Consider the following 26369-nt stretch of genomic DNA (forward strand, 5'->3'; position numbering starts at 1 on the left):
AAAACTTTAATAGTATATTAACATTTATTGAGGAGCACCCCAGTCTTCAATAGAAAGTATAGTTAAATTCTTATGAAAAAGATAATTACATTAGTCTGTTTATTGTTTATTACTTCAACCTACGCACAACTTATTGCTATAGATGACGTGGTGGTTGGGCGAGCTGATAATCCAATCGGTGGGCCAGCTATTGGTGATCGTATTTTTATAAACGATTACTTTAATGGAACGGCAATTACCTTTGCCAACTATCTTACGTTTACAATGACGGAAACAGTGGCAGATCCAAATGGCTTTATTACATTTAATCCATTAGGTTTTGTAAGTATAGCGCCAAATACCCCACAAGGTATTTATTATGTTACCTATCAAATTTGCGAAAATGCCAATCCTACTAATTGTGATACGGCTCAAATAGAAGTGCGCGTTTTTCCAGCCACTATAAGCTCCGGTTCTGGTTCTTCTGAAATTACAGTTTCAACGGATACGGGTGGCATTAATTGTGGTGGAAGTGTATGTATTACCGACGAGTACTGTGTAGATTTAAATACGGGTACCATTCCACCTTTAACCTTATCTGCTGATTTCAATGTAGTAGGAAATACGAATAGCTATGTTGTAAATCCTATTGATCCAAACCCACCTTTTTCTTATGCAGAGGCTAGTGCTGGTATTCCTTTAACTTCAGATGACGACTGGAGTGGTGTACTGAATTTTATTTTTGATTTTAAGTTTTACGGACAAACTTACACCCAGTGTGTGCTATCTACTAATGGGGCGGTAAGTTTTAATTTAGGTAAAGCAGGTGTTTACCATCCATGGAATATGCAGGGAGCGCCACCGGTTTTACCAAATACAGCCGCACCGTGGAATGGCGCCAATATTTTTGGTGCTATGCACGACACGAATCCAGGGACATCTGGGGTGCAAGGTGTGGATTACGATATTAATTATCAAGTTAAAGGAGAAGCACCTTTTAGAGCCTTTGTTTTTAGTACTCGTAATGTGGCCCATTTTCAGTGCACAGCTGAAAAAACTTATCAAATGATTGTGTTTTATGAGTCTACTAATATTATAGAAACTTATATCTCTCAAAAAGGCTTATGTTCTTGGAATGGTAGTTTAGCCTCAATAGGTATCCAGAATCCGGCTATGACGCAAGGAGCTTATCCTCCAGGCAGAGCAAATAATGTTTTTACGGTTGATTTTCTTGATCCTGAAGCCTATCAGTTTTTGCCGAATGGCGGAACTACTATAACAACTTTTGAATGGTTAGCTGAAGATGGAACCGTTTTAAGTACAGATCCAACAGGATTAACGGTTACTCCAAGTGAAACAACTACCTATGTAGCGCAAGTGACCTATACAGATACTACAACAGGAGCAGAGTATGTGGCTTATAAACCAATAACTGTAGTTGTATCACCAACACCAGTTATCACTGTAACAACAGGTGGTGATATATGTGAGGGTGATGATGCCGTTTTTACATTAACAGGAGGCGAAAATGATGTAGTCCAATTTAATATCAACGGAGCCCCTACGGAGACTGTTACTTTAGATGCTACGGGAATTTTTAATGTACCGCCAATTGTGGGCGCTACAGTAGATCAAGTGTTAACTATAACAAATACAGACAACTTGAATTCAGTTTGTGGTGGGCCCTTGTCTTTAGCAACAACCATTAGTGTTTTTGCAACACCAGTTGTAGATGAACCAGCAGATTTGACCGCTTGTAATGATTATGAATTACCAGCCTTAACAGTTGGCGATTATTATACAGCAACTGGTGGACCAGGCGGAACTGGAACTCTTTTAAATGCAACGGATGTTATAACAACCACACAAGATATTTTTGTATACGCTGAAACAGGAACTACACCAAATTGTTTTGACGAACATATGTTTACTATAACAATAGATGCCTGTACACTTGCTGTAAGTGCAAACAATGTTACAATTTGTAGTGATGCAGGGGCTGATGTAACGCTAACGGCCACACCATCACCAACAGTACCTATTGGAAACTATAGCTATAGCTGGAATGTTCAAGGTGATCCAACACCTTTAGAAACTAATTCAACTTATGTTATTTCACCACCGCCAACAGTTACCACAACTTACGAAGTCACTTTAACAGATGATGGCTTAACAGCACCAAATAATACGGTAACAAACACGGTTACTGTTACTGTAAATACCACACCTATAGTAGATAACCCAACAGATGTTACAGAATGTGATACCTATACCTTGCCTACTTTAACAAGTGGTGATTATTATACAGGTCCAGGTGGAACAGGGACTTTAGTAGCGGATGGAACGTCAATTACTACCACGCAAACCTTATATGTATATGGCGAAACAGGAACCACGCCAAATTGTTCAGATGAAAATAGTTTTCTAATTACTATCAATGATACACCAATTATAGATAGCCCGGCAGATGTTACCGCTTGTGATACTTTTGAATTACCTGCATTATCAGGAGGACAATATTACAATGGTCCAGGAGGTACTGGCGGTTTACTAACGGCTGGCTCCTTTATAAATACCACACAAACCATTTATGTATATGCAGAAACAGCAACAACTCCTAATTGCTCGGCTGAAAATAGTTTTGTAGTGACTATTAATGATACGCCAGCTGCTGATGCACCAGGAGATGTATCCATCTGTAATGAATATGTTTTACCTGCACTTACTAATGGAACCTATTTTACAGGTGCCGGTGGAACAGGAACGTCATATAATGCTGGAGATACAATTACAACCTCACAAACAATTTATGTGTATGCTGAAACGGGTACAACTCCAAATTGCTTCACAGAAAACAGCTTTGACGTTACTATTAATATTTGTACCATTTCTGTAACGGCTAATGCCGATATGCTAGCCATCTGTAATGATGCCGGATTGGACGTTACTTTATCAGCAACGCCTACGCCAGCAGCAGCTATAGGAACTTACAGCTATAGCTGGAATGTTCAAGGGGATGCAACGGTTTTAGGTACTAACGATACATATCTTATTTCACCACCACCAGCCGTAACAACAACCTATGAAGTAACCTTAACGGATAGTGGGTTAACAGCACCAAATAATACGGCAACCAATACGGTAACTATCACGGTTAATACCACACCAATTGTGGATGATCCTATAGATGTTACTGCATGTGATACGTATGTGTTACCAGTTTTAGGAAGTGGAAATTATTATACAGGTACAGGCGGAACAGGCTTTTTATTAAATGCGGGTGAATCTGTAACAACAAGCCAAACTATTTATGTGTATGGTGAAACGGCAACAACGCCAAACTGTACAGATGAAAATAGCTTTGATGTTACTATTAATAATACGCCAGTTATAGATGCTCCAGCAGATGTTATTGCTTGTGATTCCTATGAGCTTCCCGCCTTAACAGGTGGGCAGTACTTTAATGGAACTGGTGGAACTGGCGGTATTATAGCTGCAGGTACCATCATTACTACATCACAAACTATTTATGTGTATGCCGAAACAGGTACCACGCCAAATTGTTCTATAGAAAATGTGTTTGATGTAACCATTAATACAACTCCTATAGTAGATGCACCCATAGATGTAACTATGTGTGATAGTTATACCCTGCCAGCCTTAACCAATGGTGCTTATTTTACAGGTGCTAATGGAACAGGAACAGCATTAACGGCCGGACAAGATATTACAAGTACGCAAACTATTTATGTTTACGCTGAAACCGCTACAACACCAAATTGTTCAGCTGAAAACAGCTTTTTAGTAACTATAAATGATACACCAATAGCCGATGCGCCTGTTGATGTAACCATTTGTGATTCCTATATTTTACCAGCTTTAAACGTTGGAACCTATTATACAGGTACAGGAGGAACAGGAATTGTTTTAAATGCAGGTGAAAGTATAACCACGACACAGGTTATTTATGTGTTTGCAGAAACGGGAACTACGCCAAATTGTTTTGATGAAAATGACTTTACAGTCACTATTAATACCACACCTTTAGTGGACGATCCTGCTGATGTTACGGAATGTGTCACATACACCTTACCAGCAATAACAAATGGGACCTACTATTCAGGAGCAGGCGGAACTGGAACAGTTTTAACTGCGGGTGAAACTATTACAGCGACTCAAACTATTTATGTGTATGCTGAAACTGGGACAACGCCAAATTGTTCCGCTGAAAATAGTTTTGTTGTAACTATTAATCCATTGCCAACAATCTTCGCACCAGCACCATTAGTGGAGTGTGACGATAATGTGGCAGATGGTATGACTGTAATGAACTTAACCATTAAAAATGTTGGAATAACAGGAAACAATCCCAATTATAATGTAACTTATTATAATTCAGCAGCGGCAGCCATTGCTGGAACACCACAAGTAACGCCTTCAGCTAATGCGTATATAGGTACCAATAATGAAGTGGTATTTGTACGCGTGGAAGATGCTACTACAGGATGTTTTGATACCACATCATTAACGTTAAACGTGGTAGAAGCGCCAGCAGTTCCGGCGCCTACAGCATTACATTATTGCGATCCAGATAATAATGGATTTGGTATTTTCGACTTAACAGATATTAGAAATGATATTGAAGCAATGGATCCTACTTTTGAAGTGTCCTTTCACTTAACCAATCAAAATGCCATTGATGATGTAAACCCACAGCCAAATGTTTTAGCAAACGTTATGGGCCAAATTATTTACATACGTGTAGATTATGGACCAAGTGCCAACTGTCCAACCATATTGCCATTACCGTTAATTGTAGATCCAACGCCAGTTGTGCCACAAAATATCGCAGATTATGAAGAGTGTGATGTGGATTATGATGGCATTACGTCCTTCAATTTAACGAATATGGATGCTACTATTTATGATACTCAAAATCCAGCGGATTATGATTTAACCTATCATGAAACATTAGCAGATGCGCAAGCAGAACCTGGTGTTAATCCAATTTTAGAACCGCAATTATCCAACTATGTGAGCGCCGATACTATTATTTATGTGCGTTTACAAGGTTTAAATGGTTGTGTTACGACAGGTCAGTTTAATTTGGTTGTTAATTTACCACCAACTATAGCTGTGCGTGATGGGTTGTTCCCAATTTGTGATGATGATATCAGTAATGATGGATATGCAAGTTTCGATTTAATCTCACAAGACGATATAATAACAGGTTATGACCCATCTTTAAATGTAGACTATTACGAAAGCATGGCAGATGTTATAGCTGGAACGCCAATTCCAAACTATGCGGATTATACCAATGCTTCTGTAAACGGTTTACCTCACAATCCACAAACTATATTTGTAAAAGTAACAGAAACAACTAGTGGTAGTAATTGTACGGCCATAACAACCTTAACTTTAATAGTTAATGCCTTGCCAACACCAACACCGACCTTGCTAAATATGGAGTTATGTGATGATAACAATCCTGGCGATCTAGAAGAGGAATTTGATATTACAGCTAATGAAGCTGCCATGATGAATGAATTCAATGAGTCGGTAACTTACCATATAAATATGGCGGATGCAGAATCAGGAGCAAATCCAATTCCAAATCCTACAACATATACCAACCTTACGCCAACACAAACTATTTATGTGCGTGTAACGAAAACGGGTGATCCTAATGATCCTTTAGATTTAGGAACCGGTTGTGCTACAGTTGTAACTTTTGATATTATTGTAAATCCATTGCCAGATGCACCAGCATCCGTTGATGATATTATTGCCTGTGATGATCCGTTTGATACCTTTTATACTTTTAACTTAAAAGATAGAGAAGCCCAAATTTTAGGTGACCAAAACAATGTGGACTTTAATGTTACCTATTATACAACATTAGCTGCAGCGGAATTGGGAGCAGGAGGGATTGTTAATCCAACAGGATTTACAAACACGGTTAATCCGCAAGAGATATTTGTAAATATTAGAAATACAACTACTAATTGTGATATTGCAACAACGAGTTTCTTTATTATAGTGCAAGAAGCTGCCGTAGCAAACCCAGATAATATGCCATTAGAATTTTCTTTATGTGATGATAATATGGAGTTTGATGGTAATACAACTAATGATTCTGTAGGATTTGATTTAGTATCGCAAAATGGATCTGTTTTAGATGGACAAGATCCAGCAAACTTTATCGTTTCGTACTATGAAAATCAAGCAGATGCTGATATCAGAGAAAATGCAATTGATACAAATGCACCTTATGAAAACACGGTAAATCCTCAAATTATTTATGTACGTGTAGACAATGATACAACAGCGGATGATATTTGTTTTGATATTACAACTATGACCTTAACAGTAGATTCTATTCCAGCTTTTACCTTGGAAGATTCTTACACCTTATGTGTGGACACCAACGGAACGGAAGTTGTAGGAGCGCCTATTTTAGATACAGAATTAGATGCTAGTTTATTTACTTTTGAATGGACTGAAGCTGCGGATCCAACAGTTATTATTGGAACGGATTCTAGTTATGAGGCAACTGCCGCAGGAACTTATACTATATTGGTTACAGATAATACGAATCTGTGTCCAAGTATGTTGACAACAGAAGTTATTTTAAGTTCACCACCAAGTTTGGTTGCTGAGGTTACAACATTTGCATTTGCTAATAATCACGAAATTGCAGCTACTGCAACAGGAACAGGTTCAGCTCAATTCGAGTTCAGTATTGATAATGGTCCATGGTTAAGCAATACACCAAGTACAAATACCTATACCTTTTCAAACGTTTCTATTGGCAGCCATGTTATTAGAGCACGTGACATTAATGGTTGTGGTGAAGCCGTTACTTCGGTGTTGGTGTTAGACTACCCATTATTCTTTACACCTAATAACGATGGTGATAATGACACATGGCAAATAACCAATAGTCCAGCATTAGCGAATGTTAAAATATTAATTTTCGATAGATATGGAAAATTACTAAAACAACTAAATCCTAATGGACCAGGATGGGATGGAACGCTTAATGGCTACGATTTACCATCCAGTGATTACTGGTTTACTATAGATTATAAGGAATTACCAGATGAAGGAATGAAGCAATTTAAAGCGCATTTCACTTTGAAACGATAACAGATTAACCAATCAACCATTGAAAAGACTAAACTTTTATAGAAATATAATTGTTTGGTCTTTTTTTTTGCTTGCTCCATTTGATTTGCAATGTAAACAAAACATAAACTCCGCTTGAAAAGGAATAGGGAATTGAGCTGAATAAGTAGGTTTAAAGTAGTAGGATACAATGAAAGACTGAATAGATACCTGTTTATTGTAATGCTTAATGCTCTTCGAATTAAGGACAATTATGTGTAATTCATTGATGGTGTATGGATGGTGTATAGACGATGTATGGATAGTGTATGGATAGTGTATGGGAACACTAATATTTTCTCAAACATAAATACACTACGCATTGAGATTGGTTTTAGTATATGAAGTTTTCTAATAAGATATTTTAAAACGGGCATTATACAAGCGCACATGAAAAAAGGAGTAGTCTGAAACGCTGCTGAAATATTTAGTATGCTCAACTGTAGAGAAGTCTCAATGATGGAACCTTTCACAAAACAAAAAACCCCAAAACAAATTTGTTTCAGGGTTTCTATATTTATTTCTACTAAAGAAAGCAGTATATAGTAACTTTATAGATTAAAACTCAAAGTAAGCGTTATGTTAGAGTTACGACTATCAATGTTAGCACGATCAACTAAACCTACGTTATACAATTGTGTTTCGTTATTTTGTTGCGCTTGATCATAGGTTAAGTCCAATTTAGTAGAGCTTCCAAAATTATAACCTAAACCAACAGAGTAACCATTAATATCTCCAACAACAGAAGCGTTTTTATAAGGACTTTCTTCAAATCGGTATCCACCTCGAACACTTAAATTATTAAATTTAACTTCTCCACCAATCTTGTAGGTAGAAGCGCTCGTTAATAAATTACTCATTCTGTTATTTTCAGCATTAAAATAACCATCAGATGTTGGTTTAAATTGCGTATTTCCATAATCTTTTAAAGAATAATCAAAACTTATTAAACCATAAGTACCAAAAACATAAGCTAAACTCCCTGTAAATTTACCTGGGCTTTGTAAGCGGTAACTTGGGTAAATATTAGTAATGTATGGATTAACTACTTGCGACACATTTACACCACTATCATCTCTTAATGTTGAAATAGATTGAGATGATTCTTCATTAATTGTAAACCATGTTGGCGAGTTATAACTTAAACCAGCACGTAAACTTTCGGTTACTTTATAAATAGTTCCTAATTGGAATGAAAAACCAGAACCGGTTGTAAATAAATTATTTTCAAAACGAACTTTACTTACTACGGAGCCCGTATTACTATTGTTTTCATTTAAAAAGGTGGAACGCTCATAATTCACAAAATGAGAATTTAAGTTAATACCGAAATATAGTTTTTCACCTAATTGCGTTCCCACGTTAAATGTGAATTTCCCATTATAACCTCTAGATGCGTAGCTATATTCTTGGTAATAATTGCCTGGTGCAATATTAGAAGAATAAGCCGTGTTAGCATCATCATTAGTCAATGGTTGCAATATATAAGACTCATACCCTAAAAAGGCTTGTTGGTTTGCATAACCATAAATCCCGCCAATTTCGCTGTATGCCTGGGAGTAAGATTCGCCAGGTAAACCTGAAATTTCATCTAATCTTAAACCGTTGGCAAAACTGGTGAAATAGGATCCAATAGATCGATTTGGATTGGTTCCATAAGCAAACCAGTTATCATCATAATTGCTAATTTTATCATAAGCGGCTCCAATGGTGAATTTTTTCCAAGCTGAATTAGGATTCGTATTGTAAAAAACAAAAGCGGCACCTGTTTGATTTAAATCGAAACTAGACCCTGTTGTTTCCGAAAAGCCATCATAATAGCCCGTTTTGTTCTTGGTATAATTATTAGACAAAGACATGGAGATATGTCCAGCGTTAAATACAGCCGATCCTGCAGGGTTAATACCTACAGCGCTCATATCGCCTCCTAAAGCTCCAAAGGCACCGCTTAAAGCTCTAAACCTAGCAGTTCCTTGAATGTTATCTTGTGAGTAGCGTAAGGCATCTGTTATGTCTTGCGCATAAATTTGAGACATAGTCAGTATGGCTACTGACAGTAAAATTACTTTTTTCATAATACGTTTTTTTCTTTTTCTTATTATCTGTTAGTTTCCGCCTCCACGTCTACCTCCAGAACTTCCTCTCGTGCTACCCGAAGAACTTCTACTACCGCCACTAGAACCACTCATATTAGGACTCGGAGTTGAGTTCCTTCTTGGCGTTACATTCGTATTATTACTCCTTGGTGGAGCAGTAGGTGTTGTATTTGTACGTGCAGGAACATTATTAGTTCGCACACGCGGTGTGTTATTTGTATTCGTTCTGACTCGTGGTGTACTATTCGTATTAGTTCTTACACCTGGTGTATTCACATCTGAATTCGTACGTGTACGAACGTCGTTTTCTGAACGTGTTCCTGTTGAAGGATATGCTGATTTTGTTCTACTACGTCTTGTTACTGTATTATTATCTGTCGCATTACGTCTCGTGTTATTTGTGTAAATTTTATCCGTGTCATAATATCTAGAAGACGCATATCGTCCAGATGAATTAGCATAAGAGCCACGTCTACCATTTACATAAGCTACATTGTTTCTATAGTAAGATCCACCGTAGTAACCGCCATAATAAGGTGGGTAATAACCACCGCCATAATAAGGTGGGTAGTAACCGCCATATCCGTAACCGTAACCGTATCCATAATAAGGGGAGTAGTAACCATAATTATATCTCGGTAATAGCCGTAATAAAAATTAGCATAACCATAGTAGAAAGGTGAGTAGTAGGCATTATAAAAACCAGAATTTCCGTAAACATTTATAGTAACGTTGGAATTTTCTTGCCCCCATCCAGCGTAAGATTCGCGTTGAACTTGTACCGAATCGTTTTCTACATAATCCCCTTCATAATCATCAACATCCGTGAAAACTTCATCTTCAGCATATAATTCCAATTCAGATGATTTCTCCTTAAAGTAATTTTCATAATAATTACTGCCCGTATTATTAACCTCTGCATACGTTTCTTGTTCAACTGAAGGTGTAGTGGAACTGTAAATTCCATCATTATCAGTACCTACTTGTTGGTAAGTACCACAAGCTGTCATTAAAAGCAAGCTGCTAATAATTGCTATAGTGGGCATTTTTTCTGTAAAGTAGTTTTTATAGGACATATCTCTTAATTTTATTGTTGAACATAACAAAAATAGTTAGTTTTGCGAAACTATTTCTATATTTAACATAGACGCAATATTTGTGCCAAAATCCTGTATATGAGCAAAAAACTTACAACTAGAGACGAAGATTACTCCAAATGGTATAATGAATTGGTTGTCAAGGCGGACCTTGCCGAGAATTCAGCAGTAAGGGGTTGCATGGTAATCAAGCCATATGGCTACGCTATTTGGGAGAAAATCCAAGCGGAGTTGGATCGTATGTTCAAAGAAACCGGGCATCAAAATGCTTATTTTCCTCTATTTATTCCTAAAAGTTTATTCGAAGCTGAAGAAAAAAATGCCGAAGGATTTGCGAAAGAATGTGCCATTGTTACACATTACAGGTTGCAAAACGATCCAGATAGACCAGGGAAATTGCGTGTTGATCCAGACGCCAAACTAGAGGAGGAGCTCATTGTAAGACCAACTAGTGAGGCTATTATATGGAGTACCTATAAAGGATGGATACAATCTTATAGAGATTTACCAATTTTGGTTAACCAATGGGCCAATGTGGTGCGTTGGGAAATGCGGACACGTTTATTTTTAAGAACTGCCGAATTTTTATGGCAAGAAGGTCATACCGCGCACGCTACTAAAGCGGAAGCGATCAAAGAAGCAGAATTAATGAATAATGTGTATGCTACTTTTGTTGAAAATTTCATGGCTATTCCCGTTATTAAAGGCGTAAAAACCGATACCGAACGTTTTGCAGGTGCAGTAGAAACGTATTGTATTGAAGCCTTAATGCAAGACGGAAAAGCATTGCAAGCAGGAACATCACACTTTTTAGGTCAGAATTTCTCCAAAGCTTTTGATGTGAAATTTGCTACCCAAGAAGGTACCCAAGAATATGTATGGGCAACTTCATGGGGTGTTTCTACGCGTTTAATGGGTGCATTAATTATGACACATAGTGATGATCATGGTTTAGTATTGCCACCAAATTTAGCACCGAACCAAGTTGTTATTGTTCCTATTTATAAAAATGATGAGCAGTTAGAAGAGATTACAACGCTTGTTAATGTAATAGTGGGTGAATTACGCTCTAAAGGCATTACAGTGAAGTTTGATGATAGAACCACCTTTAGACCAGGTGCTAAATTTGCACAACACGAATTACAAGGTGTGCCTTTGCGAATGGCTATTGGTCCTAAAGATCTTGAAAATGGAACTGTAGAGCTTGCTAGACGCGACACTATGACAAAGGAAGTGATTTCTATAGATAACTTAACGGCTCGTGTAGAAAGCTTAATGACAGAAATTCAAACCGCTTTATATACAAAAGCGCTTGATTATAGAGATTCACATATGACGGAAGTGAACGATTTTGAATCTTTTAAAACTGTTTTAGAAGAAAAAGGTGGGTTTATTTCAGCACATTGGGATGGAACAGCAGAAACCGAAGCAAAAATTAAAGAATTAACCAAAGCTACAATTAGATGTATTCCTATGGATAACGACACGCAAAGCGGTGATTGTGTGTACACTGGAAAGCCTTCTAAACGTCGTGTGCTTTTTGCAAAAGCCTACTAATTGAAAGTTTTTTTAAAAAACTTCAAATAGTTGTTGCAACATTTAAAAATAGTTGTATTTTTGCATCCGCAATGGGAACATTGTAAGTTATTTTGAAAAACAAAAGGTTTGCAAGTTTAAATATAATGTTTTATATTTGCCAACTGAAAAACAAAATGGCCCGTTCGTCTATCGGCTAGGACGCCAGGTTTTCATCCTGGTAAGAGGGGTTCGACTCCCCTACGGGCTACAATTTTTAATAAGAAAAGAAACAAATGGCAAATCACAAGTCAGCGTTAAAAAGAATTAGAAGTAACGAATCTAAACGTTTAACAAATAAGTATAAGCATAAGACAACCCGTAATGCAATTAAAAAATTGCGTGACACGGCTGATAAGAAACAAGCAGAAGTATTGTTTGTTGATGTTACTGCTATGATCGATAAATTAGCGAAGAAGAATATTATTCACGCTAATAAAGCATCCAACTTAAAGTCTGGTTTAGCGAAGCATATTGCTGCACTAGCCTAATTAAGAAAAGTTCATAATATAAAAGCTTCTCTTTATGAGAGGCTTTTTTTTGTGCTTTACCTTCAAATTAAGAAAGTTTAAATCCAGTTTAGTTCATAATTAAAAATGCCTTGAGAATTTCTCAAGGCATTTTTTAATGGTATCAATTAAGGATTTTTTATCCATTCATGGAAATCAAAAATTCTTCATTGTTTTTTGTTTGTTTAAAACGCTCATTAATAAACTCCATAGCCTCTACAGGATTCATATCCGCTAGGTATTTACGCATCACCCACATTCTTTGAATTGTTGTTTCATCTAATAATATATCATCACGACGTGTACTAGATGAGGTCAAATCAATAGCAGGGAAAATACGACGGTTAGAAATTTTTCTATCCAATTGTAGTTCCATGTTTCCAGTTCCTTTGAATTCTTCAAAGATTACTTCATCCATTTTAGAACCTGTTTCCGTTAATGCCGTAGCAATAATGGTTAAAGATCCGCCATTTTCAATATTACGAGCCGCACCAAAGAAACGCTTTGGTTTGTGTAATGCATTGGCATCCACACCTCCACTTAATATTTTTCCAGAAGCTGGCTGAACCGAGTTATAAGCTCTTGCTAAACGGGTAATAGAATCTAATAATATTACCACATCATGGCCACATTCTACCAATCTTTTTGCTTTCTCTAAAACAATATTAGCAATTTTAACGTGCTCATGTGCTTCTTTATCAAATGTAGAAGCAATTACTTCACCACGCACATTACGTTGCATATCCGTCACTTCTTCAGGACGCTCATCAATTAATAAAATCATTTGATAAACTTCAGGATGATTCGCTGCAATAGCATTCGCCACATCCTTTAGTAACATGGTTTTACCAGTTTTAGGTTGTGAAACAATCATACCACGTTGTCCTTTTCCTATAGGTGAAAACAAATCCATGATTCGTGTTGAAATCGTACTTTGCTTTTCAGCTAGATTAAATTTTTCCTGCGGAAATAAAGGTGTCAAATGCTCGAAAGAAACGCGATCTCTTACTACATCTGGACTTTGACCATTAATTTTAATAACTTTTATAAGTGGAAAATATTTTTCACCTTCTTTTGGAGGTCTAACACGACCTAAAACAGTATCTCCAACTTTTAATCCGAATAAACGAATTTGAGATTGTGATACATATATATCATCTGGTGACGATAAATAGTTATAATCAGACGAACGTAAAAAGCCGTAACCGTCTTGCATAACATCTAAAACACCTTCACTTTCTATAATAGCGTCAAACTCAAAGTCTGGTTCTCTATAGCGATTGCGGGTATCTTTATTACCGTTATTTTTTTTGTCGTGTTTATTTGGACGATTGTCCTTTTGATTGTCATCCTGGGTATTACCGTTTTTATCCTCACGCTCACGTTTCTGTGGTGGGTTAGGTTTTGGTCTAGGATTAGGTTTGTTTGGTTTTGAAGGAGTTTTTACAGCTTCTTTGGTGTTGTCTCTAGATTGCACTGGATTAGGCTTATTTCTTGAAACGACCTTTTCGCTATTGTTAGAATTTTCTTGAGTAGAATCCTCTTGTTTTTTTGTTTCAACTGGCGTTTCTACTTTAGGCGTAGTGTCGCGAGTTGGTTTTTGAACCCGTTTTCTTGGTTCTTTTTCTGCTGGAGCTCTTACTGATTTTTCTGCTGGTTTATCAGCAGTCTTTTCAGCGGGAGTTTCCATTTTGGTTTCTACAGCAACCACTTCTTTAACTGCTTTTGGATTGGCTGCTTGCTGATCTAAAATTTGATATACTAGATCTAATTTTTTTAAAGAACGATATTTTGAGACGTTCAGTTTGTGAGCTATGTCCTGCAATTCAGGAAGCTTCATCGCTTTTAATTGAGATATTTCAAACATTGATGTTGAATTGAATGTTTTATTTTAATGTTGTTAAGTTGAATGTTTCCGTAGAAAAATTGATCTTATTTTTTTGAAGAATTAATGGCTTACAAATCTGATAGTTGTAAATCATTACTGCAATTATACAACTTTATTTTCTTTTCTTTGTGTTAATTTTAAAAGAAACTGCTATTTTTGCCGCTGATAAATAAGATAATTAATGCTTCAACGAATTCAAACTGTATTTCTTTTATTGGCCGCTATAGTGTCTGGTGGTTTAATTTTTGTGTTTGACTTATGGACTACGCCAGAAGGTGTAAAAGTATTTGCTATGGATGTTAATTACGTATTTGCTATGTTTTTAATATCTGCAGTAGTCTCTGTTTTATCTATAGCTAATTATAAAAAAAGGAAGTCTCAATTTATTATGGGGCGCCTTAACATCATATTAAACTTTTTTTTACTAGGATTATTTGTGTATCAATCGCTAAATTTATCTGGAGAAACGGTTGTTTCTGAGAAGGGTATTGGGATCTTCCTTCCTATTATTTCTATCGTGTTATTGGCATTAGCCAATAAGGCCATCAAAAAGGATGAAGATCTTGTGAAATCTGTAGATCGATTACGATAAACCTATCATCTTAGTAGTATTAGTGCGTGAGCCCAAGGTGAAGATCTTGGGCTTTTTTTTGTTTTTATATTGTGCTTTATTAGGTTGGTGTTATTATTATTATTATTATTATTAAGCTAACCTTAACCTTAAAACTTATGAAAAATCAATTAAAAGCAATTTTGGTTATCTTTGCGTTTGTATTTATTAGTGCTTGTAGTAGTGATGCAAATTCAACTGATGAAACAAATCAATCAGATAAATTATTTTCAAAAATGGATTTTGATGATTTAGATTTAAATATTAATTTCAATGATTCTAAAAGCATTGTTTTAAAGGTTGATAGTTTTTCAAAACAAGTATTAGACGCCAACAATGTCGTTGAAGCTATAAACAAAATAAATAATCAACTTGATTTTCGGGCAAAAAATGATGCTAATTTCTATGGCTGTTCATATAGAATAATTGCTAACAACAAAGAAGTGATAATAAAAGACTTTATTTTAGATGATGTTACAGATGGTAGCATGACAGAGTCTAATAAAACTGATACTGGTGGCCCAGCGGCTCCACCTGTGTGGGATTGTCCAGATGGAATGAGTGTAGTTGATGTTTGTTGGAGTGAGGATTGCGTAGCGGATGCCGTAGGAGGTATTTTATCGCAGATGGAAAATGGAGATATTGTTAACTTTGTGGTTCACCATGGTGGTCTTTTGGGAGGTATGTCTATTTGTGTAAAATAGTATTGTATAAATATGTAAATATAAAGTGAGCCCAAGGTGAAGATCTTGGGCTTTTTTTTGTTATAATATTGCTGATTATTAGGTTATTATTATTGGGTATATTAACCGTTAAATTTATTATTATGAGAAAAATTAATTTATTGCTTCTAGTTTTATTATTAGTAGTCACTTCCTGTAGTAACGAGGAACAGGATTTTATCGTAGGAAAAGAATCTAAAAACTTGGAAGATATTACTCATGTAAAACTTTATGATTTGGTAGATAATCAAGAAAATTTGGTGTCTACTGATTATTTAAAACAAAAGTGGGCAGCAGAATTCAATGAGGATTTTACTTTAAATAAAATTCATTTTACGTCTTTTGAAGTTTTAAAATCTTTGAATGTAGAAACCCGCGAATCAATTTTTTTCCTAAAAGTGACTAGTTCTGATAAAACAGTCGAACATGGTGTGTTTTTGCGGAAGATTGGAGCTAATAAATATGCTATTAATTAGTGAGAAACTTAATGTTAAAAACCATTATCAAACATTTTATTGCAGGTGCCGTACTTTCAATAGTGCTCTACACATTAGCGGATTTTTCTTTGGTAACATCTATATTTGTTGGCATATTTACAGGAATCTTATCCTTTTTTAGTTTGGATTATAAAAAAAATAAAAGTTATTTCTTGAATTGAATCACCTCTAAATTTTCAATTTTTTTCCCATCAATAGTAAAACGTAACATGGTTCTTACTTGATGAAAACCTTGTTTGCCTACAGCACCAGGATTCATATGTATTAAATTCAATTTTTTATCTGGCATCACTTTTAATATATGCGAATGTCCTGAAATAAAGATTTTTGGCGGGTTCACCTTAATCATCTCTCTTATTCTCACGTTATATTTATTTGGGTAGCCACCAATATGCGTGATCCAAACATCAACTTCTTCGCACATAAACCGGTTATCTAATGGAAATTCTAATCGTGCTTTTTCATCATCAATATTCCCATAAACGCCGCGTAAAGGTTTTAAAGCTTGAATAGCGTCGGTAACTTTTAAATTGCCAATATCGCCAGCGTGCCAAACTTCATCAGCTTGTTTGACATATTTTAAAACATCGTCATCTATATAACTATGGGTATCGGAAAGGAGTAATATTTTTTTCATCGGCAGTTCCCATGAAAATGGGAATCTTTAGTATTAGTTGATGTACTTTTATTTAACTTTTTTTTGAAATTTCAAGAACGATTAAAATTCTATCTTTGCGCTTTACAAAAATAGACAATCTTGCGGTATTTTATAGAACTTTCATATAATGGACAAGCATATCACGGCTGGCAGAATCAGCCAAATGCTATTTCAGTGCAGGAAGTTATTGAAAAAGCCATGTCTACTATATTAGGTCAAAAAATGGCTATTATGGGTGCGGGCAGAACAGATGCTGGCGTGCATGCTAAACAAATGTTTGCGCATTTTGACTGCAATGATGAACTTGATTGTGTAAGGCTTTGTTATAATCTAAATGCCTTTTTACCAAAGGATGTGGCCATTCGAAGTGTATTTCCGGTAATTGCAGATGCACACGCGCGTTTTCATGCTACAAGTAGAACTTATTTGTACCGAATTGCCTTGGAGAAAAATCCTTTCAATTTTGATTCGGCATATTTCATAAAGAAAAAATTGGATATTCATGCCATGCAAATAGCGGCAGATAGCTTATTAAACTATAAAGATTTTCAATGCTTTTCCAAAACAAATACCGATGTAAAAACTTATAATTGTAACATCATGAACGTGAAATTCGATCAAGTGGATGATGAGTTACACTTTACCATTCAAGCCGATCGGTTTTTACGCAATATGGTTCGTGCTATTGTGGGCACTTTAATTAATATTGGGTTAGGAAAATTAAATTTATCCGACTTACACACTATCATAAAATCTAAAAACAGACAAGAGGCTGGCTATTCGGTTCCGGCTCATGGTTTGTATTTAATTCATATATCGTATCCAGAGACGCTTAAAAATGGCAACTAATACAGAAAATAAAATACTAGACACCAACTTACTAAAAAAGCTTGTAAAATTCATGAAGCCTTACAACCACGTTTTTGTGGGCGTATTATTCGTGGTGGTTTTGCTGGCGCTTTTAAGTGCCGCCAGACCTTATATTTTGCAACAAGCAATCGATAAAAATATTGCTACAAAAACACTTGAAGGTTTTCTGCCGTATATTCTAATAATGGCTGCTTTATTACTTTTTGAAGTTATTAGCCAATTACTATTTATTTTTTATGCCAGCTGGCTTGGGCAAACGGTTGTAAAAGATATTCGGGTTACGTTATTTAACCACATGCTTCGTTTTAAAATGAAGTATTATGATAATTCCTCGGTTGGTGTTTTAATCACCCGAGCTGTTACAGATATGGAGCGAATAGCTGATATTTTTGGCGAAGGTTTATTTATGATTTTTCGCGATTTATTAACCATGGTCGTCGTTTCAGGTGTGATGGTTTACATGAACTGGCAGTTAAGTCTTATTGTGTTTTTAATGTTGCCTTTGGTTTTATATGCGACGCGAATTTTTCAAAAGTATATGAAAAAAGCCTTTGAAGAAGTGCGTACTGAAGTTTCCAATTTAAATTCCTTTGTTCAAGAACGGGTAACAGGAATGAAAATTCTTCAGTTATTTACTAGAGAAGATACCGAATATAAAAACTTTATTAAAATTAATGAGCGCCACAAGCAAGGTTGGTTGAAAACGGTTTGGTATAACTCCATATTTTTCCCGATTGCTGAATTATCATCATCTATAACCATTGGTTTAATTGCTTGGTATGGTGGTTTGAACGCTGTTGTTGATGACACCGCAACTTTAGGTGATTTGACGGCTTTCATTATGATGATTCCTATGTTATTCCGTCCATTGCGTCAAATTGCTGATAAATTTAACACCCTTCAAATGGGAATGGTTGCTGCAACTCGCGTTTTTAAAGTTTTAGAAACAACTTCGCAAATTGATGATACAGGAACTGAAGTGGCCTCCACTTTTAAGGGTGATATTCAGTTTGAAAATGTGCGTTTTAGTTATATAACAGATGAAGAAGTATTGAAAGGTGTTTCTTTAAATGTGAAAGCAGGCGATACCATTGCCATCGTCGGTGCAACAGGAGCTGGAAAATCCACGATTATTAATTTATTAAATCGTTTTTACGAAATTAATGATGGTGTTATTAAAATTGATGGTACGGATATTAAAGACTTTACTTTAGCGTCACTTCGTCAGCAAATTGCCGTGGTTTTACAAGATGTGTTTTTATTTGCAGATACTATTTTAAGTAATATTACTTTAAATAATCCAAACATTACTGAAGCTGATGTTATTGAAGCTGCAAAAGCAATTGGCATTCACGATTTTATTATGACCTTGCCAAATGGCTACCATTATAATGTAAAAGAACGTGGCGCTATGTTATCATCTGGACAGCGCCAATTAGTTTCTTTTTTGCGGGCTTATGTCACCAACCCAAGTATTTTGGTTTTAGATGAAGCGACATCGTCTGTAGATTCGTATTCAGAACAACTTATTCAAAACGCGACAGATAAAATAACAAAAAATAGAACGTCTATTGTTATTGCACACCGATTAGCAACTATTAAGAAAGCTGATCAGATTATTGTTATGGACGCTGGACAGATTGTAGAACAAGGCACACACTCCGAACTTCTTAAAAAAGAAAACGGCTACTACAGAAATTTACATGATGTGCAATTTGCAAAGGAAGAAGTGGTTTAAGTGTTTAAATTTCCATCGGATATTAGAAGCGTTATAAAGACAATAAAAGAGCCACAAATTATTACAAGTAATAAAATTAAACCGTAAAACAGCGCAAATAGTAAAATGCTTAAAAGGGTTTCACTAATATTTAACTTATATAATTTTTTAAATAAAAGCGCTAAATATATAAAAGACAAAACTGTTAGTATACCAGTTATAGCATAATAGTCTACACCCAAAATCATTAATATGATTGTAGATAAAGCCATCACGATTATAACTTGGGCTGAGTAATATAAGTTAATTACAATGTGCTCGGTAAAATTATAAGTTCTATTGTTGGTGATTTTAAAAACTAACCACGTAACAAATGATGTTATAGGAACAAATAAGATATATATAAAACTTTGGTAGTTAGCTACTATGTCCTGTATCTGCGTTTGCATTTTTATGAAATCTTCTGGCGACTTCGCGTTTACTGACATATCTTTATTTAATGATGAAAAATCTAGAGCATCTTTAAAAAATTGATTCATTATAAAAAGCTGTAGACCAACCAACGTTAATGAAATAGCAAAATAGCTAATAACGTTTACGTATTTAACGCGTACACCTTGAATATAGCCGTCAATAACAACTTCAGGCTTGGTGAATAAAGCAATAAAGGTTCTTAAAAATTTGTTGTCGTAATTAAGGAAAGTTTCACTGAAATGAGCAAATAAATTACGAGTAGTTAGCCTGTTTCTGATAACTTTGGCGCCACAATTACTACAAAAATCATCTGTTTCCACTAAAACCTTCTCGCAGTTTCTACAGGTCATTAGGTTAAATCTTTTTTAATCAATTCAATTAACTCATCGGTGTCGTCAAACATAACAAACTCGCCATCTTTAAAATAGGCTATCTGTCCTGTTTCTTCACTTACAGCAATGGCTAAAGCATCCGTTTTTTCAGTAATGCCAACAGCAGCACGGTGACGTAGACCAAAGCGACTTGGTAAGTTCTTATCATTATTTACAGGTAAAATAACGCGTGTTGCTTTTACAATATTGTTGGCAATTATAATAGCGCCATCGTGCAGCGGACTATTTTTAAAAAAGATACTTTCAATAATAGGTTGCGTTACGGTAATATTCATAGCGTCACCAGTGGTGGTTAAAAAATCTAGATTATTGTTATGCTCAATAACAATTAGGGCACCCGTTTTAGAAGCACTCATTTTGTTGCAAGCCGAAATAATAATGTCCACATCGGTTTCATTTTCAGTTTCAGTCTGTAAAAATTTAAATTGTCTGAAAAATTTCCCACGTTTACTAAAATTTGTAGATCCAACCATTAATAGAAATTTTCTTATTTCCTGCTGAAAAACAACAATTAAAGCAATAATTCCGACGCTCATAAAACCGCCCAGAATCCGACTCAACATTTTCATTTGTAAGGTTTCCGTCACTAAATAAATCAGGTAAACAATAACAATACCTATGAAAATATTAATAGCAACCGTGCCTTTTACTAGTTTGTAAACATAGTAGAGTAGTGCGGCAACCAGAACGACATCAATAATGTCTATTACAGTAAATTTTAATAGGTCGTCAAAAATATCCAAACGCGTGTGATTTTTGTAAATGTAATACTTTATGATTAATAAATAAATTCATTTTCATCTAGAACTAATTTATCTGAAAGGACTGAATTTAAGGCCGATTTCAAACTTATATAATCCTGAAATGTTAAGGTTTCAGACAATTTTAAAACCACAATTTCGGTTTCTGTTTTAGGCTTATTTTTTAATTCAGTAACCAATCCTTGAAGATTAATGGTGCTATCCAAGGAGGATATTTGAATTTCCTTCAAGCTTTCAACCTGAATTTTCAGACTGTTTTCTTCTAAATTAGACCACGTTTTATCATAACTCGCAACCGAATCTTTAAGATGATAATAGACTTCTGTAAATTCAATGAAACCTAGATTTTTGATGCTGGTATCATTACAAGAGTAGAAGTTTTTAGCATCTTCGTTTTTATGTAATTCGGAGCTACGCTTTTTATTTTGAAGAAATTGAATATGAGGAATAACCTGTTTTAAAGTGAGTCGTTTATCAATATTAACAAGCCAATTGGTAGATATAATTAAGTTCTTTCTATTTAGTTCCACACCGTTCACTGCTGTAAAATCATAAAACAAGTATGCAGGCGAAACATCTAAAACTTCTTGAATATTAGATTGTTTTACTTCTGGAAGTATTATAATCTTGTCATTATTACAAGCTAAAAGTAAAAAGGGGATTAAAAATTTTAAGTATTTCATAGGTTGCTAAGTCAGTTCATTAGTAAGTTTTATGCACTCCATAGCTTCTTTTACATCATGGACTCGAAGAATATTCGCGCCTTTTTGTAAAGCAATCGTGTTTAAAACGGTTGTACCATTTAAGGCGTCTTGTGGCGTGTTTTCCAATGTTTTATAAATCATCGATTTTCTGGAGAAACCCACCAGAAGTAATTTTTCTAAAATTTTAAAATGCTCCAAATGTCTTAATAATTGGAAGTTTTGTTCACGTGTTTTAGCAAACCCAAAACCTGGATCAATAATTATATCGTGAATCTGATGCTTTTTGGCAGCAGCTAAACGTTCAGAAAAATAAAATAAAATGTCTTTTATTAACGAATCATATTCGGTTAAACTTTGCATGGTTTGTGGTGTGCCACGCATATGCATCATAATATAAGGTACGTTTAGTATTCCAACAACTTCTAACATTTGCGAATCTAATTTCCCTGCCGATATATCATTTATAATGGAGGCGCCTGCTAAAATACTTTCTTTAGCAACCTGACTTCTAAACGTGTCAACCGAAAGTTGAATATCTGGAAATTCGGAAATTAGGACTTGAATTATAGGTATTAGGCGATTTAATTCTTCAGCTTCCGAAACAAAATCAGCCTGAGGTTTAGAACTGTAAGCGCCAACGTCAATAAATGTGGCTCCATCATGCAACATACCATGCACTTGAGAAAGTACGGCGCTAATATCTTGGTGTTTTCCGCCGTCATAAAAGGAATCTGGGGTAAGGTTTAAAATCCCCATCACTTTTGGTGACGATATATCTATCAGGTTTCCTTTACAATTTATAGTCATAACTTTCAATCTGTTTCCTGTGTAAAATTAAGATATTCAGACTAAAATAGGTGGGTATTTGTGGCTAAATTAAAACATTCATCGCGTAACTTTGAACTTTAAACTATTTAAGCGAAATTTACGCCAAATTCTATATCACACATGCCAAATACATCCCAACAGTATGATGCTGTAATTTCCATTTGCAGAAACCTTTTCGAAAAAAAAATGTCGGATTATGGAAGTGCATGGCGCATTTTAAGATTACCATCGCTTACGGATCAGATTTTCATAAAAGCGCAACGTATTCGTGGTTTGCAACAAAATGCTGTTCAAAAAGTTGAAGAAGGCGAAGTGAGTGAATTTATTGGAATCGTTAACTATTGTGTTATGGCGCTTATTCAAATTGAAAAAGGCGTGGTTGAACAACCTGATTTATCCACCGATCAAGCTGTAAAATTATATACAGAACAAGCAGTGCGAACCAAAGAACTTATGATGAATAAAAATCATGACTATGGCGAAGCTTGGCGTGATATGCGTGTTAGTAGTTTAACGGATTTAATCCTTCAAAAATTATTACGCGTTAAGCAAATTGAAAATAATCAAGGAAAAACATTGGTAAGTGAGGGTATTGATGCTAATTATCAAGATATGATAAATTATGCAGTTTTTGCGCTAATCCATTTAGAAGCGATGGACACAAAATAAATGCCAAATTCCAAATCTTAAATTCCAAAGGCTCTGTATTAAAACAGGGGTTTTAATTTTAAAAAAAATAGAAGCATGAAATATATAGTAGGTTTTAGTCGCATATTCGTTGGAGTTCTTTTTGTTATTTCCGGCTTTATTAAGTTGAACGATCCATTAGGGTTTTCATATAAACTGCAAGAATATTTTGGCGAAGGCGTTTTGAATCTGCCGTTTTTGGCACCTTATGCGCTCATCATTTCAATTTTAGTGGTCGTTTTTGAAGTGGTTTTAGGTGTTTTTCTACTTATAGGATATAAGCCTAAATTTACGGTATATAGCTTGTTAGCTATGATTGTTTTCTTCACATTTCTTACATTTTATTCGGCATATTTTGATAAAGTAAAAGATTGCGGTTGTTTTGGTGATGCTTTAAAATTAACACCATGGGAAAGTTTCACAAAAGATATTGTGTTATTATTTTTCATAGTAATTTTAGTTATTGGGGTAAAGCATGTTCTACCCTTATTTGGAAAATTAACAACTACTGTTTTGGCTTTATTGAGTTTTCTAGCCTCTTTATCTTTTGCTTATTATGTATTGATGCATTTACCAGCTATCGATTTCCGGGCGTATAAAGTAGGTGCCAACATTCAAGATGGCATGACAATTCCTGATGATGCAGCTAAACCAGTCCAAGAATTTACGTGGGTTTTTATGGTAGATGGTGAAAAGAAAGAATTTGTAACCGACGGAAGTTATCCAACGGTAAATGGCGAATACGTAGGCGTAGAATCTAAAATCATCGATGCTGGTTACGAGCCACCTGTTGTAGATTTTTCTATTGAAACGGAAGATGAAGATTTAACTGAATATTTCTTAAAAGAAGATAAACTCATCATGATTGTCATGTATAATCTAGCAACGGCTGAACCAGATGGTGTAGCCAAATTAAAAACATTTTCAGATGCTGCACTTAAAAAAGGCTATACTGTAATTGGATTATCGGCTTCAGGTGCTGCTGAAAAACAACAATTTAAAGCTGCTCATAAATTGAATTTCGATTTTTATTTATGTGATGAAAAGGCTTTGAAAACTGTTGTAAGAGCCAGTCCAGGCGTGGTGAAACTTGAAAAAGGAACGGTTGTTCAAAAAGCTCATTGGAATGATATTGAAAATGTTAAACTATAATTATAAACGCTTTCATCATAAATCTTTAAACGTCTGATTCGTTACCTCATAAATAAAATATTTTACGCGCTACTCACTTTATTTGGAGTTGTCACGGTGATATTCTTATTATTTAATGTTTTGCCTGGCGATCCGGCTCAAATGATGTTAGGACAAAATCAAACCGCAGATCAAGTAGAGGCGGTGCGGCAAAAATATGGATTTGATAAACCGAAAACGACGCAGTATTTTTATTATATAAATGATTTATTGCCCATCTCATTTCATTCTAAAAATGAAAGTGATTATACCTTTTTGCGCAGCGGAAAATATACTGCAACGACTTTATTCACTATTGGAAATACCACAACGGTTTTAAAATTCCCCTATTTGCGCGAATCTTTTACTAAACAAGGTAAAAAGGTTTCCGAAGTAATTGGTGAAACCTTACCTAATACCTTTGTTTTGGCTGTTTCGGCTATTGGAATCGCACTTTTTTTAGGATTAATTTTAGGCGTTGTTTCGGCTATTTATAAAGATACTTGGTTGGATAAAACCATACAGATAGTTAGTACGGTTGGCATGAGTGTGCCTTCCTTTTTTAGTGCTATTTTATTTGCATGGTTTTTTGGATTTGTACTACATAAATACACTCATTTAGAAATGACAGGTAGTCTTTATGAGTTGGACGACTATGGTGAAGCTATGCATATGCAATGGAAAAATTTAATTTTACCGGCACTTGTTTTGGGAATTCGCCCATTGGCTGTAGTTATTCAATTAATGCGAAATTCCTTATTAGAAGTTTATAATCAAGATTTTATTCGAACAGCAAGAGCAAAAGGTTTAAGTGAGAATCAAATTATTCGAAAACATGCCGTTAAAAATGCTTTGAACCCTGTTGTAACAGCAATTTCTGGATGGTTTGCGTCTATGTTGGCTGGTGCTGTTTTTGTAGAATATATTTTTGGATGGAATGGTTTGGGAAAAGAAATTGTAAATGCCTTAAATACATTAGACTTACCGGTTATTATGGGTTCTGTGCTGATAATTGCGGTTATCTTCATAATTATCAATATTTTTGTAGATATTATTTATACTTGGTTGGATCCAAAAGTGACATTGGACTAATGCTTGTGAAGGCAGAAGTCTCATAGCACAGAGAATTGCACTTCAGTTAATTATAAATCGAAAGAGATAAAATAGTTTTTAAAAATACCCTTCTCATTTTGAAGGTTTAGAATAAGATTATGAGAAAAAAAATAGTAGCAGGAAACTGGAAAATGAATAAGGATTTGGTGGAAACGAAAACGCTTATCACCGAATTGAAAAACGCTAAAAAAACGTCGAATGCTGAAGTAATGATTGCACCATCATTCACCAATTTATGGACAGCCTTTGAATCGCTTAAAGAATATGGAGTAGAGGTAATTGCTCAAAATATGCATTTTGCGGAAAATGGTGCGTATACTGGTGAGGTTAGCGCTTCCATGTTAAATAGTATCGGTATTAATACTGTCATTTTAGGTCATAGTGAGCGTCGCGCCTATTTTAATGAAACGGATGATCTGCTTGCTAAAAAGGTAAATACGGCCCTGAAAAATGACATGTGTGTTATATTTTGTTTCGGTGAAGAATTAGACGAAAGAAAACGAGAGAATCAAGAAAATGTGGTAGGAAATCAAATTAAAAACGGCTTATTTCATTTGGATGCTGCTGCTTTTAAACATATTGTTTTAGCCTATGAACCCGTTTGGGCTATTGGAACAGGTGAAACTGCTAGTCCAGAACAAGCTCAAGAAATGCATGCTTTTATTAGAAAAACGTTGGCCGATAAATATGGTCAAGAAATGGCAGATTCTGTTTCCATTTTATATGGTGGAAGTGTCAAGCCTAGCAATGCACAAGAAATTTTTTCAAAACCCGATGTGGATGGCGGATTAATTGGAGGTGCCGCTTTAAATGCAGCCGATTTCATGGCTATTGTTAATGCTTTTTAAGTAA

At 35.2% G+C, this 26369-nt stretch carries 21 protein-coding genes and 1 tRNA gene; 13 read left to right on the forward strand and 9 right to left on the reverse strand.

Features of this window, described 5'->3' with window-relative positions; all coding sequences use genetic code 11:
- The first annotated feature begins 72 nt into the window (after positions 1–72).
- Positions 73–7131 carry a T9SS type B sorting domain-containing protein gene (locus ES674_RS06675; RefSeq protein WP_148403174.1) on the forward strand — a complete coding sequence of 2353 codons (7059 nt, stop codon included), beginning with the start codon at positions 73–75 and terminating at the stop codon, positions 7129–7131.
- Positions 7132–7700: 569 nt separating this feature from the next.
- Here ES674_RS06675 and ES674_RS06680 read toward each other — a convergent pair.
- The 3 genes from ES674_RS06680 to ES674_RS06690 all read right to left on the reverse strand — a co-directional run bounded on the left by ES674_RS06680 (position 7701) and on the right by ES674_RS06690 (position 10321).
- Positions 7701–9224 (reverse strand): OmpP1/FadL family transporter, encoded by a 1524-nt coding sequence (locus tag ES674_RS06680; protein WP_148403175.1) that lies wholly within the window; start codon positions 9222–9224, stop codon positions 7701–7703.
- A 30-nt stretch (positions 9225–9254) separates the two neighbouring features.
- Positions 9255–9521: a hypothetical protein gene (locus tag ES674_RS06685; protein ID WP_148403176.1), complete on the reverse strand. Its 267-nt coding sequence runs from the start codon at positions 9519–9521 to the stop codon at positions 9255–9257.
- A 212-nt stretch (positions 9522–9733) separates the two neighbouring features.
- A complete protein-coding gene (locus ES674_RS06690) occupies positions 9734–10321 on the reverse strand; it encodes a hypothetical protein (RefSeq protein WP_148403177.1) in 588 nt (195 codons plus the stop codon).
- A 99-nt stretch (positions 10322–10420) separates the two neighbouring features.
- On the opposite strand from ES674_RS06690, the gene proS reads away from it, so the two are divergent.
- The 3 genes from proS to rpsT all read left to right on the forward strand — a co-directional run bounded on the left by proS (position 10421) and on the right by rpsT (position 12408).
- Positions 10421–11899, forward strand: coding sequence for a proline--tRNA ligase (proS, locus tag ES674_RS06695; RefSeq protein ID WP_148403178.1), 1479 nt, complete (start codon positions 10421–10423; stop codon positions 11897–11899).
- 157 nt (positions 11900–12056) lie between these two features.
- A tRNA-Glu gene (locus ES674_RS06700) sits at positions 12057–12128 on the forward strand.
- A gap of 25 nt (positions 12129–12153) precedes the next feature.
- Positions 12154–12408, forward strand: a complete 255-nt coding sequence (rpsT, locus tag ES674_RS06705; RefSeq protein ID WP_148403179.1) for a 30S ribosomal protein S20 — start codon at positions 12154–12156, stop codon at positions 12406–12408.
- A 157-nt stretch (positions 12409–12565) separates the two neighbouring features.
- Here the strand turns inward: rpsT and rho are convergent, their stop codons facing one another.
- Entirely contained in the window at positions 12566–14293 is a 1728-nt protein-coding gene (gene rho / locus ES674_RS06710; protein ID WP_148403180.1) for a transcription termination factor Rho, read from the reverse strand.
- A gap of 202 nt (positions 14294–14495) precedes the next feature.
- Here rho and ES674_RS06715 point away from each other — a divergent pair, with 202 nt between their 5' ends.
- The 3 genes from ES674_RS06715 (at position 14496) to ES674_RS06725 (ending at position 16122) form a co-directional block, all read left to right on the forward strand.
- Entirely contained in the window at positions 14496–14906 is a 411-nt protein-coding gene (locus ES674_RS06715) for a DUF4293 domain-containing protein (protein ID WP_148403181.1), read from the forward strand.
- A gap of 137 nt (positions 14907–15043) precedes the next feature.
- Positions 15044–15628: a hypothetical protein gene (locus ES674_RS06720; RefSeq protein ID WP_148403182.1), complete on the forward strand. Its 585-nt coding sequence runs from the start codon at positions 15044–15046 to the stop codon at positions 15626–15628.
- Between the two features lie 122 nt (positions 15629–15750).
- A complete protein-coding gene (locus ES674_RS06725) occupies positions 15751–16122 on the forward strand; it encodes a lipoprotein (protein WP_148403183.1) in 372 nt (123 codons plus the stop codon).
- Between the two features lie 166 nt (positions 16123–16288).
- Here the strand turns inward: ES674_RS06725 and ES674_RS06730 are convergent, their stop codons facing one another.
- Entirely contained in the window at positions 16289–16780 is a 492-nt protein-coding gene (locus ES674_RS06730; RefSeq protein ID WP_148403184.1) for a metallophosphoesterase family protein, read from the reverse strand.
- Positions 16781–16900: 120 nt separating this feature from the next.
- On the opposite strand from ES674_RS06730, the gene truA reads away from it, so the two are divergent.
- Both truA and ES674_RS06740 read left to right on the forward strand, forming a co-directional pair.
- Positions 16901–17650, forward strand: coding sequence for a tRNA pseudouridine(38-40) synthase TruA (gene truA, locus ES674_RS06735; RefSeq protein ID WP_148403185.1), 750 nt, complete (start codon positions 16901–16903; stop codon positions 17648–17650).
- Entirely contained in the window at positions 17640–19409 is a 1770-nt protein-coding gene (locus tag ES674_RS06740; protein WP_148403186.1) for an ABC transporter ATP-binding protein, read from the forward strand. Before truA ends, ES674_RS06740 begins: the two co-directional genes overlap by 11 nt.
- Here ES674_RS06740 and ES674_RS06745 read toward each other — a convergent pair.
- The 4 genes from ES674_RS06745 to folP are packed head-to-tail and all read right to left on the reverse strand — an operon-like array spanning position 19406 to position 22526.
- On the reverse strand, positions 19406–20212 hold the full coding sequence (locus ES674_RS06745; RefSeq protein ID WP_148403187.1) for a DUF3667 domain-containing protein: 807 nt from the start codon (positions 20210–20212) through the stop codon (positions 19406–19408). The two genes, ES674_RS06740 and ES674_RS06745, sit on opposite strands and share 4 nt — an antisense overlap.
- A complete protein-coding gene (locus ES674_RS06750; RefSeq protein WP_148403188.1) occupies positions 20212–20997 on the reverse strand; it encodes a diadenylate cyclase in 786 nt (261 codons plus the stop codon). Before ES674_RS06750 ends, ES674_RS06745 begins: the two co-directional genes overlap by 1 nt.
- A gap of 35 nt (positions 20998–21032) precedes the next feature.
- Complete coding sequence (locus tag ES674_RS06755; RefSeq protein ID WP_148403189.1) at positions 21033–21698, reverse strand: hypothetical protein; 666 nt, start codon at positions 21696–21698, stop codon at positions 21033–21035.
- 6 nt (positions 21699–21704) lie between these two features.
- Entirely contained in the window at positions 21705–22526 is an 822-nt protein-coding gene (gene folP / locus ES674_RS06760; protein ID WP_148403190.1) for a dihydropteroate synthase, read from the reverse strand.
- Positions 22527–22667: 141 nt separating this feature from the next.
- On the opposite strand from folP, the gene ES674_RS06765 reads away from it, so the two are divergent.
- The 4 genes from ES674_RS06765 to tpiA all read left to right on the forward strand — a co-directional run bounded on the left by ES674_RS06765 (position 22668) and on the right by tpiA (position 26365).
- Complete coding sequence (locus ES674_RS06765) at positions 22668–23216, forward strand: DUF1599 domain-containing protein (protein WP_148403191.1); 549 nt, start codon at positions 22668–22670, stop codon at positions 23214–23216.
- Between the two features lie 75 nt (positions 23217–23291).
- Positions 23292–24386 (forward strand): BT_3928 family protein, encoded by a 1095-nt coding sequence (locus ES674_RS06770; RefSeq protein WP_148403192.1) that lies wholly within the window; start codon positions 23292–23294, stop codon positions 24384–24386.
- A gap of 33 nt (positions 24387–24419) precedes the next feature.
- On the forward strand, positions 24420–25496 hold the full coding sequence (locus ES674_RS06775) for an ABC transporter permease (protein ID WP_148403193.1): 1077 nt from the start codon (positions 24420–24422) through the stop codon (positions 25494–25496).
- Positions 25497–25615: 119 nt separating this feature from the next.
- Positions 25616–26365 (forward strand): triose-phosphate isomerase, encoded by a 750-nt coding sequence (gene tpiA / locus ES674_RS06780; protein ID WP_148403194.1) that lies wholly within the window; start codon positions 25616–25618, stop codon positions 26363–26365.
- Positions 26366–26369 lie beyond the last annotated feature (4 nt).

This window comes from Bizionia myxarmorum (genome assembly GCF_008086205.1).
Taxonomy (GTDB): domain Bacteria; phylum Bacteroidota; class Bacteroidia; order Flavobacteriales; family Flavobacteriaceae; genus Algorimicrobium; species Algorimicrobium myxarmorum.